The sequence below is a fragment of the Candidatus Chordibacter forsetii genome (assembly GCF_964187505.1).
Lineage (GTDB): Bacteria > Verrucomicrobiota > Verrucomicrobiia > Opitutales > Seribacteraceae > Chordibacter > Chordibacter forsetii.
In genome coordinates, this window is record NZ_CAXLML010000210.1 from 1 (window position 1) to 8,640 (window position 8,640).

The window sequence follows — 8,640 nt, forward strand, 5'->3', positions numbered from 1 at the left end:
AAAAGCTTGGGTACTCGTGCCGATCTACGAGTTGGTATTGGTTTGGGCATTGCTTTTGTAAATAAAGAGCTCGGAGGTCATAAATATGATGGAGTTGGTTTTTCCTATGATTTTTTACTTGGTTGGTCATACCGAGTTATGGAAAACTGGTCGATAAGCCTCGATTATAAACATTACCTAACCTCGGCGCATGAAAACTATGACCGATTACAGGGCCATATGATTGAACTTTCCGCGGGTTTTGACCTTTAGTCAACGGCCTTCAGTTAGGCTTTATTCTTCAGTGAAGCAATCTTGCAAATGCTCTGGGCATTGCAGACTCAGCTTCCCATTGTATGGACTTTCCATTTACTTTGATGGAAAAAGAGATTTTTGATGCATGCAGGCAAATTCTTTGCACCTTGGTAGCTTTGGAAATCTTACGATTCAATTCAAAGTTTCCGTAGGTTCTATCACCAATAATTGGTAGTTTTCGATTAGCACATTGAACGCGCAACTGGTGAGTTCGACCAGTTTTTGGCTTAAGTTCAAGGAGTGCAAGGTTCCCAAACCTAGTAGGTGTCTTTCTCTGCATTGAAACTGAAGTTATTGCTGAGTCACCTGTTTTACCTGAAGTTACTCTAATTTTACCCTTAGAGGGGTTTTTTTGAAGGAAATCCTTCCAGATTGGCCTAACAGGTCTTCCATTATAGGCGACTATGGCAAAATAGGTTTTTTTAACATCTCGGTTTAAAAACGCCGCCTTTAATTTTTCGGCTACATTGAAGCTAGATACACCAAGAATTAGACCAGAAGTGGCAGAGTCCAATCGGTGTACAAGATAAAATTCTCTTTCATTTCCTTTTGCGTCAACCCAGTGGTATTTCTCTAGATCAAAATCATAGGAACTATGCAACAAAACCCTTTTGTTTTCACCATTGCGATTAGGGTGAGACAATATACCGCATGCCTTTTCAATTGCCCAAATACCGCTGGGGTGAAAATCAATAACATTACACTCCCTGTCTAAAGGAAGCTCAAAGGGCATATCATTTTCAGCTATCTTCATTTATAGTTAAAAGTAATTGAAATTTCATCTGAATACCCAAACTCCTCAATCATTTTTTCAGTCCAAATGCCAAAGGGCGATCTGGATGCAATTGCTTGCCTGCACAGTTCTGTCGATAATTGCTCAGTGAGATTAAATCCTATTTGGTTGAGGTTTTTGATTTGTCCGTTGCTCAGTAGGGTGAATCGAAACATAGCTTTTTCAGGGAATTGTTCTCGTTGCAAATACCTGTACGAATCAAGTATCAGTTCACCCCATTGCCTTTCTATTGATTTGAGCATTGCTTGCATGTAAACGCCGTAAGGATTTAGGCGACACTCCACTGCTAGTTTGCCAACCCTCGGAGCACTTGTGGTTTTTTGCAACAATGGGCCGTTAAGCAAGTCCAAAGAGAGCCTAGGTCTAGTTTTTTGAACGACAGGAGGATTGTCTTCTTGTGGAGTAGTTCTATTTGATTTGTCTAAAGGAAGTTGATTCGAAAGGTTAATGATTTTTCTGTCCTTGTCTTTCTTGCGTGGTCCTTCTGACCATCCATCATTGATCTCTTGGGGCATACCTGAGGAGTTCTTTGGGGGGAGAATGGAGGAGGGTAGTTTTTGGGGGACTGTTATTGTAGATTCTTTTGGTTCGGGCAGATCCGTTGAAGGCTTTATCTCTAGTCTGGGTACGATCTTTAAGTTTTGCGAAGTACCTGTACTTTCGGGCAGAGTTTCATTTCTGTTCAGCTTGTCAACTGGTGATGGTTGAGCAGCTTGTTGATTTTGAGTGGATATCAAATTTGTTTCGTCGGGTTGGTTATCCATTACACTAGGGTTGGCTTCAGTATATATTTTTAATGGAGAGGGGGCAGAGTCAGGTTCATAACTCTTCTGCCAGTTAAGCTTCATATCATAACTATATGCTTTGTTTTGTTTAATAAAAGCCAATGGATTAAACCATAATACAGAGTTCATTAAAAGTAAGGTTAGGCAGGCTGCACTCAAACCCTCCTTGAATTTTCCAGTAGTTGGAGTGACTCTATTCATCGAGGTTTTAGGCAGTTTTTATGCAATTACTTTTTTATTCGTTAATGAAACTCACTATCTCGTCGACTGCCTGAGTTGCACCATTAATTTTTGGGGAATGTTCCATGTTAGTAATTGGCAGATCTTCGAATAACTCAAACCATGAACCATCAATGAAAGCTAAATGGCTGATTTCATTAAAGGTTAAAGCTTTTTGACAAAATTCCCTCAAGACTTGTGATTCTGGGAAATCTTCCCGGAAGACTCCAGTAAAAGGAATATTCATGCCCCAACACTCGGACACTGTGCTGTACCCAGCTTTCCCGATTACATGACTGGATGACTGAACCAGATCAATAAAGGCTATCTCACAATTCATGGGAATGTATGTGACTTTATCTTGCCGATTAATGGAATTGTAGTCGCCAGGGATAATAACATGAAATCCATGAGTATCTTGTAGGATTTCATGCTTCATTGGAATACCCCCAGTCGTCAGAATCACATATTTGTCACTTGAGCTCAAACCTAGTCTTGAAAGCACGATATCTCTGTCTGTTTGAGGGAATCGAAAGATTGGGTTTACAGAGGGGCAGTTTTTGACCTCATTGCAAAAAGGTCGGCACTGGATGCGCAGGTCTGTTTTATCATATATTTTTTTGAGTTTCTCGACCAAATGCTGGAAACCAGGGTACTGTCCGGTATAACTTTGATAGATCCAATCCCAAGTGAAGTTTTCTAGCAAAACTGTTGGTATCTGCAATCGATTGCCCAATTCTATACCTAGTGGTGAAATGTCGCATAAAACCAAGTGTGGATCTGAAGATTTAAGCAATGCGGTGCATCGTTTGGTTCGTGAATCACTGAAGGATAAAAATTCCTCGACTCGAAAAAAACTGTCTTCAAGGGAGTGATGAAAAGGACCCTTCTGCACCAGTCCAACATCTGTTACTTCGTTAATTATTTGTATGTTACAATTCCGAGGTAGGTTAGCGGGCCAAAACCATGAGGGCACTTGGCTAAAGATCATGATTTCAGCCCGGTTATCTTTTCGGCAAATCTGGTTAATAATTGCTGACATTCGTGTTGCATGGCCAAAGCCGTGAGAGGACACAAAGCAGGCGACCCGAAGGGGTGAAGCAGTCATTTTACTCAAGAAAAATTAGCTCGAGGTATGTTTCAAGTTGATTCGATGGTCTCAATTTTCCTTTATCCCTTACGATAAGTTTCCTGCAGGAGTCGGAATCGACTTGCTCGTTATAACTTAAGACCTGAATTTTTTCTGTAGTACTTAATCCTGACGGTTCAAGTCGAAGGGGGACACCAAAAGGCCCGAATGAACAAATCCATGACTTGATTGAAAGACCCTTAATATTACCCGTAGTAAGGGAGGGGTTTTGACGGGCGAAAAAGGGTAGGTTAGGTGCACTAACCCTAATTTTCGTAACTACTGGTAGGCTATTTAGGTATTCCTTCGGTGAAGAAAACTTCATTTTTTGAAAACTTGAATAAAAATGAATTGGGTCGAATCCGACTAAGTTGTAACCGTTAAAATTACCGTGTTTATTTTTAGTCTTAAAGCTTTGACGGTCATACCATTTGCTAAATTGATCGCTTAGGCGCAATCCCACTTCAAAATGCAAGTGAGAACGGCTTAAAGGGATGTGGAACGATGCAGAATTCCCCATTTTGCCGAGAACTTGTGTAATTTTCACCTTCGACCCAACTTTTAATCCATCGGAAATTTTAGCAAGGTGTGCATAGAGGGAATACAATACGGGGTTAAAACCTTTATGTTCCACTACAATATATTTCCCGTAAGCACTCGCGGTAGCCGAATAACTAACATGGGAAACAGTTCCATCCATTACAGCAAATACACTATCTTCTGCGTGGCCTTGCTTGCTACTCCTTAGAGGGAAAAGGTCCAGGCCTTCGTGGAATTTATAGCCATTATTTCTCACGCAACCAAATGCACCTGATGAAAACTCTTTCCCTGGACCAGTTTTTTGAAGAAATGCATGGTATCCAAGCCCTTTTGCAAAAGATGGGTTGGGTGTTGGCCAAGCGAGGGTTAAAAAATTGGCAGATAAGTTATGGCAAAATAAAAATGCTATTGTGATAGCACTCAATCGGATAATCATTTTACCAAGACCGACCACTTTTAATTTCTCTGATTTTGCAACTCAAGGTTGATATGCCTAACAGAAAGTTCGAGTTTGCTGTAAAATGCATAAATTTCTTCTTCGGTTTTGCGATGGGCAAACATGAATGGAATGAATCCATTAGTTATCGTAGATTCGATTGGGTGTATGCCAACAACAGTTCCGTTTACGACAAGGCTTAAACTTCTCCCAATCCGGTTGGCGGTTTCTTTCTGCAGGGTCATTGCGGCTCTCCGGTCTAGCCCGATCCAGATACCATAAATACGGCCTTCTTTGTTTGGGCTGAATATATCAGAAAAGCTTCCTAGCTTTGTTCCTGATATGTCATACTCATCGATAATTGGAATAGGTGCACCGCCCTCTACAAAAATTCGGGGACGGTGAGTTATTTTAGTTGAATCGTAACCATTCTTTGAGCATCCAAGCTGACTAAACAGGAACAATAGGATGCAAATAAGTGAATACTTGTAATGAGATCGTAAAAGATGTTTTATCATAAGCATGCTTGTTCTTGAGAGTAAGGGAAATTCAGGGTATTGATAAACCTTAAAAGATGGTGCTAAGTAAAAAACCTATGATGCAAGAACGATCCAGTCTAATTGTATTTATGGATATGCAATTACGCTTACTTAATTCCATTGAAAATGCAGACGAACTAATTGAATCCTGTTCGATTCTCGCTGCCTGTTCGAAATTGGTCCAGGTCCCTTCTGTTCTTACAGAACAAGTTCCTGAGAAACTGGGGAGTACAGATCAGCAAATAGTTTCCCAGCTAGATAATCCCCAAAAAATAATTAAGGATACTTTTTCTGCATTTGGATCTTCGGGTTTTTGCGATTTCCTTACCCAATCCACCACAAAAAGAATCATACTGGCCGGAATAGAAACTCCAATTTGCATCTTCCTGACCGCACTCGATGCCTTAAAGGCAGGTTTTTCCGTCACCTTGCTGTCTGATTGCATTAGTTGCCGAGTTCCAAAAGATGGCGAACGCTGCCTTTCCCAACTGGTTCAGTCAGGAGTGGAAGTTATTCCATTAGAAAGTTTTATTTTTCGCGAACTTCAATCCTCTGCTCATCCTAATTTTCGGGAGATTTCAAACCTGATTAAGAATAGGGCGCTAAATATATGAAATATTTAACCTAAATGCTTTCCTCTACAAATTCTGCTACCTTGCTTGGCGTGTCAGCTTTGCCTGTAGCAGTTGAGGCTAATAGTGGAGAGCGGGGTGACCCCCGAGTTGTACTGGTTGGCCTTCCTGATGCAACCGTTAAGGAATCACTCGACCGTGTACACTCCAGCCTTTCCAATGGGGGATTCTCGCTTCCTCGTACTCGTATCACAGTCAATTTAGCTCCAGCGGATTTAAGAAAAGAGGGTAGTGCTTTTGATTTACCTGTAGCCTTGTGTTTACTCGCTTCAACGAAACAGTTAGGTCATGACCTCCTTAAAGAGTTCCTTATTGCCGGAGAACTTGGCCTTTCCGGTGAATTACGCTACGTTCGGGGAGGGCTTTCCATGGCGGTATTAGCAAAGCAACAAAAAAGGCGAGGTGTTATCCTGCCAGTTGCATCTGCTAAAGAAGCTTCCTTGGTTGATGGTATTGAAGTCTATGGCGTTGATAATCTTTCTCAGGTTGTAGATTTCCTTAACCAAAAAGTTACCTTGGATGCGATTCGACCATCAATTAACTCAAGCAATACTGCTGAAGATCCTTTATACGATTTTAATGAAGTCAAGGGCCAGCCTAAGCTGCGCAGGGCTGTTGAAGTTGCAGTTTGCGGTGGGCACAATCTGTTAATTATTGGACCGCCAGGATCGGGGAAGTCTATGGTATCAAAGAGAATACCTACAATTTTACCCTCTCCTTCAATGGATGAATATATTGAGATTATTAAAATATACTCGTCAACTGGGGATGCCTCTTACATGGCAAACGGCTTGAATTCTCGTCCCTTTCGTGCGCCACATCACACCATTAGTGATGTGGGTCTGATCGGAGGCGGTACAATACCTGGTGCTGGTGAAATATCGCTCGCACACAATGGGGTTTTATTTCTCGACGAGTTGCCCGAGTTTAAAAGGTCTGTCTTGGAAGTCCTTCGGCAACCCCTTGAAGACGGAGAAGTGACTATATCCAGAAGTGCCGGAAAAGTTACCTTGCCTAGTAGGTTCATGTTTGTGGCTTCAATGAACCCTTGTCCCTGCGGTTACTTGGGTGATCCTAAGAATTCGTGCAGATGCTCGATTCCGCAAATCCAAAAATACAGATCTAAAATTAGTGGGCCTTTATTAGATCGTATTGACTTACATGTTGAGGCGCCTGCTCTTGCTGTTACCGAATTACAAAACTTCAAAAAATCCGAAAGTTCAGAAGTAATTAGAAGACGCGTTGAAGTTTGTAGGAAAATTCAACGAGAAAGATTTTCTAAATTAAAGATAAAAACGAATGCATTTATGCCAGATTCCTGGATTGAAAAGGCTTGTTTTTTAAGTGATGAAAACAAACAGGTTTTAGTCCATGCAATGAACCAGCTTTCTCTATCTGCTCGTGCATACACACGCATATTAAAAGTTTCAAGAACCATAGCCGATATGTGTAATAGTGTTAATATTGAAAGAAACCACTTACTCGAAGCTATTCAGTACCGAAATTTAGATAGAAAAATTATATGATTATTCTTTACATAACTCTTTAATTTAAAATAAACACATAAATAACAAATAAAATTATGAACTTAGACCAAATTGAAGACCTTAAAGAACTTAAAGCTTTGAAAGCCAAAATTGAGAAGAAGATTAAATCTCAAAACGCCAAACCTACAAAACCAAAACTTTCTGTTCATTACCCAATTATTAAGGATGACCATAAACGCCACATAAGAAGCGATGGTCGAAAGATTTTTCGCTCTGTGGTCGATTACTTGGAATGTTATGTAAAAGGTATGCCCCCGATTTCCCGTGCAGAATTTTACAAACGATTTGGTATTGAATCACGCCGAGGGAAAGTAACTCCTGAGACTGTTTTACAGGTAAAAAGCTTACTTTCTTCTGGCAAAACATTGTCAGAAGCTTCAACCGAAGTGGGTATTTCGATTGCTTCTTGCCAAAAAATTAAATCCGGCAAGTACGACCAATAACTTAACTGCTTACCTTTAAATAGAAACCGTGTTTACCACGGTTTTTTTTATATAAAGTGGTCAAGAAGATTTCAGGAGTTTTTTACTTGGATCGTGAAGAAACGGTTGAGTATGTACTAAAGGCCTATGACATAAAGTGGTGCATCACTAGATGGCAAAGTGGAAAAGTAAATATAAGTTTTGAGACAAAGTCTGCATCACGTGCAAACTGCAACTTAATTCCTTATAAAATCAAAAACTTTAAAACAATCTTGCTTTCTAAGACTGAAATAGATTTAGCAATACTTAAAGTAATCCAATTGTGATATTTAAAAACTATCTTCTTCTGGGATATCCAACCTGTGCATAGTTGTTTCGTCTCCCTTTGAATCTGTGGTTATGACTTTCATGATCTTACAGTCCTTGCCCTTCGCTTGAAAACGCTTGGGGTCACCATCAGGTCCTATGATCTGAAGGAGTCCAGGTTTCTTCTCAATTTCTACACACTCGATAAGATCTTTACCATTGTAGCCATCTTCATGAGAAGTTGAATAAAGACCATCCGGGTGAACGAAGCATACAATTCTACCATACCTGAAACTTCCACCTCGTTTACTTTGGATCACATCGCCTTTTTCAAATGTTTTCTTTGAGAATAATTGTTTTCGGGGAGTGTAGGGTTTTAATTTTGACCTTTTAGCTTTAAACATTTGAACACCGTCAGAACCTTTCTCCAAGGGAGTAAGGTCATCAGGGTCTACCTCGAGGAGCTCACAAGTTGGATCCCCTGGGTCATCTTGTAAGATCATTAATACTTCCCCGCATCGTTTCTTGTTTCCCTTCGAACTAACAATTTCTTTTACATGAACACCAATCTCGATGGTTTTCTTCTTTTTCTTTTTTTGCATAATTACTTACGGTTAAGGTTCTATCCCAAATCCACTTTTCAAGCTACCTGTTTTAGCAAGTCGTTTCTCTCGACACTCTTTGCATATACAAAATCTACCGTGGCCAAAATCTAATGGGTCCGGAATGACATCTTGTTCGGTTTTATTTGGTGTAGTCTTTCTAATATTGCTGACAGGGTTAGGTTTTTTAAGGGAGACATTTTTAGCCAACTCTAATCTTTTCTTCTTATTAAGCTCAAAACGATAGGCGAGTAGTTGTTTAAAGTCGGTTTTATCAATGTTAACCTCTCCTCGAAGTTTTGAGTTTTGCAAATGAGCTACAATCAAGGTTGATCCTTTAATCCCCAACACTTGAACCTCAGAATTGGGTGGGACCTGCGAGTTGGCGATGACCTG

General features: G+C 40.3%; 11 protein-coding genes. 4 read left to right on the top strand and 7 right to left on the bottom strand.

Going from position 1 to position 8,640, the window contains the following annotated elements; all coding sequences use genetic code 11:
• The coding region (locus ACKPQ4_RS09150; protein ID WP_407680878.1) for a hypothetical protein at positions 1–252 on the top strand (252 nt) is incomplete at its 5' end.
• A 28-nt stretch (positions 253–280) separates the two neighbouring features.
• Here the strand turns inward: ACKPQ4_RS09150 and ACKPQ4_RS09155 are convergent.
• Genes ACKPQ4_RS09155 through ACKPQ4_RS09175 form a run of 5 tightly spaced genes read right to left on the bottom strand, consistent with a single transcriptional unit; the run spans position 281 to position 4,660 of the window.
• Positions 281–1,048, bottom strand: coding sequence for an RluA family pseudouridine synthase (locus ACKPQ4_RS09155; protein ID WP_407680879.1), 768 nt, complete (start codon positions 1,046–1,048; stop codon positions 281–283).
• Entirely contained in the window at positions 1,045–2,073 is a 1,029-nt protein-coding gene (locus ACKPQ4_RS09160; RefSeq protein WP_407680880.1) for a hypothetical protein, read from the bottom strand. Before ACKPQ4_RS09160 ends, ACKPQ4_RS09155 begins: the two co-directional genes overlap by 4 nt.
• A gap of 34 nt (positions 2,074–2,107) precedes the next feature.
• Positions 2,108–3,199, bottom strand: coding sequence for a hypothetical protein (locus ACKPQ4_RS09165; RefSeq protein WP_407680881.1), 1,092 nt, complete (start codon positions 3,197–3,199; stop codon positions 2,108–2,110).
• A 1-nt stretch (position 3,200) separates the two neighbouring features.
• Positions 3,201–4,184, bottom strand: coding sequence for a M23 family metallopeptidase (locus ACKPQ4_RS09170; protein WP_407680882.1), 984 nt, complete (start codon positions 4,182–4,184; stop codon positions 3,201–3,203).
• A 32-nt stretch (positions 4,185–4,216) separates the two neighbouring features.
• Entirely contained in the window at positions 4,217–4,660 is a 444-nt protein-coding gene (locus ACKPQ4_RS09175) for a hypothetical protein (protein WP_407680883.1), read from the bottom strand.
• A gap of 131 nt (positions 4,661–4,791) precedes the next feature.
• On the opposite strand from ACKPQ4_RS09175, the gene ACKPQ4_RS09180 reads away from it, so the two are divergent.
• From ACKPQ4_RS09180 to ACKPQ4_RS09190, 3 genes are read left to right on the top strand one after another with little or no spacing between them, the layout of a single operon-like run.
• Complete coding sequence (locus ACKPQ4_RS09180; RefSeq protein ID WP_407680884.1) at positions 4,792–5,349, top strand: isochorismatase family protein; 558 nt, start codon at positions 4,792–4,794, stop codon at positions 5,347–5,349.
• A 14-nt stretch (positions 5,350–5,363) separates the two neighbouring features.
• A complete protein-coding gene (locus ACKPQ4_RS09185) occupies positions 5,364–6,893 on the top strand; it encodes a YifB family Mg chelatase-like AAA ATPase (protein ID WP_407680885.1) in 1,530 nt (509 codons plus the stop codon).
• 56 nt (positions 6,894–6,949) lie between these two features.
• Entirely contained in the window at positions 6,950–7,357 is a 408-nt protein-coding gene (locus ACKPQ4_RS09190; RefSeq protein WP_407680886.1) for a hypothetical protein, read from the top strand.
• A gap of 308 nt (positions 7,358–7,665) precedes the next feature.
• Here ACKPQ4_RS09190 and ACKPQ4_RS09195 read toward each other — a convergent pair whose 3' ends face one another.
• Together ACKPQ4_RS09195 and ACKPQ4_RS09200 are read right to left on the bottom strand one after the other, a co-directional pair.
• Positions 7,666–8,244: a hypothetical protein gene (locus ACKPQ4_RS09195; RefSeq protein ID WP_407680887.1), complete on the bottom strand. Its 579-nt coding sequence runs from the start codon at positions 8,242–8,244 to the stop codon at positions 7,666–7,668.
• A 12-nt stretch (positions 8,245–8,256) separates the two neighbouring features.
• Positions 8,257–8,640: hypothetical protein (locus tag ACKPQ4_RS09200; RefSeq protein ID WP_407680888.1), on the bottom strand; the 384-nt coding region annotated here is incomplete at its 5' end.